The organism is Nocardia sp. NPDC058058 (assembly GCF_042885355.1).
GTDB lineage: Bacteria > Actinomycetota > Actinomycetes > Mycobacteriales > Mycobacteriaceae > Nocardia.
The window spans coordinates 1-1,016 of the sequence record NZ_JBHVSA010000065.1 but is presented as its reverse complement, the minus strand read 5'-3'; the positions used below and the strand labels follow the sequence as shown (position 1 = coordinate 1,016).

General features: G+C 68.4%; 1 protein-coding gene and 1 pseudogene. One reads left to right on the top strand and one right to left on the bottom strand.

The window, feature by feature from the left end; genetic code table 11:
• Positions 1–94 precede the first annotated feature (94 nt).
• The gene (locus ACFVUS_RS44210) at positions 95–526 is read right to left on the bottom strand and encodes an Hsp20/alpha crystallin family protein (RefSeq protein ID WP_073797235.1); all 432 of its coding nucleotides are present in this window, start codon (positions 524–526) and stop codon (positions 95–97) included.
• A gap of 127 nt (positions 527–653) precedes the next feature.
• Here ACFVUS_RS44210 and ACFVUS_RS44205 point away from each other — a divergent pair.
• Positions 654–1,016: pseudogene (locus ACFVUS_RS44205) on the top strand (hypothetical protein); the annotation flags it as partial.

Sequence of the window (1,016 nt, the reverse complement as noted above, 5' to 3'; positions counted from 1 at the left end):
CCGCCACCCCTTGGTGTTGTCGGTTCCACAGGGGGTGCGGAGGCCGGGGAGGGGGAGATCGGATGGGCCGTCCTCCGCACCGGTTCCGGACTGGTCAGCCGGAGATCTCCTTGCGGCCGGAGCCGGCACCGATGGAGACCTTGCGGGGCTTGGCGCGCTCCGCGATCGGGATGCGCAGGGTGAGAACGCCGGCCTCGTAGTCGGCCTGGATGCGCTCGGTGTCGAGGGTGTCGGCGAGCATGATCTGGCGGGAGAAGACGCCCAGCGGCCGCTCGGCCAGTTCCATCTTGACGTTGTCGACCTTGGCTGTCGGCCGTCGCTCGGCCTTGACGGTCAGCATGTTCCGCTCGACGTCGATGTCGATCGCGTCCGCGGTCACGCCGGGGACATCGAAGGCCACCACGTACTCGTCACCCTCGCGGTAGGCGTCCATCGGCATCACCGACGGCTTCGACCAGGTACCCGGACCCACCAGCTGCTGCGCCATCCGGTCCAGCTCACGGAAGGGGTCAGTGCGCATCAACATCGTGAAACACCTCCAGCAGGTTCGAACGGTTGCTGCCAATGCGCTGCACAGACCCTGTTGTAACATGTCGTCTAGTGGATGACAAACTTGCCGTCGTCAACATGATGACATTCCGAAGGAGGTGCCCGTGACCGCAGCCCATCAGCCGCCCGCGCCCGGTAGCGAGGCCCGCAGTCCGGCGTCCTTCATGGCTGCCGCGGCAGCCCTGGCGGCCATGGACGACGCGTTGCGCGACGCCCAGAACGACACTTCCGACGCCCTCGGGCCCGGCCCCGAGCAGGCTCTGGCCTCCCTCATGTTGCTGCGGCAGGTGCGTGAGCAGCTCGCCGGCTGGGAGACCGGTCTGATCGAAACCGCCCGCGATGCAGGCGCCAGCTGGGCAGAGCTTGCCCATCCCCTCGGTGTCGCCAGCCGCCAAGCTGCTGAACGCCGCTACCTGCGCGGCCGGCCCGGCCCCGCCGGTACCACCGGAGAGCAGCGTGTGCAGGCC

Excerpts from the sequence above, each read along its gene's own strand:
- ACFVUS_RS44210 (WP_073797235.1), bottom strand. The coding sequence starts at position 526 with ATGTTGATGCGCACTGACCCCTTCCGTGAGCTGGACCGGATGGCGCAG.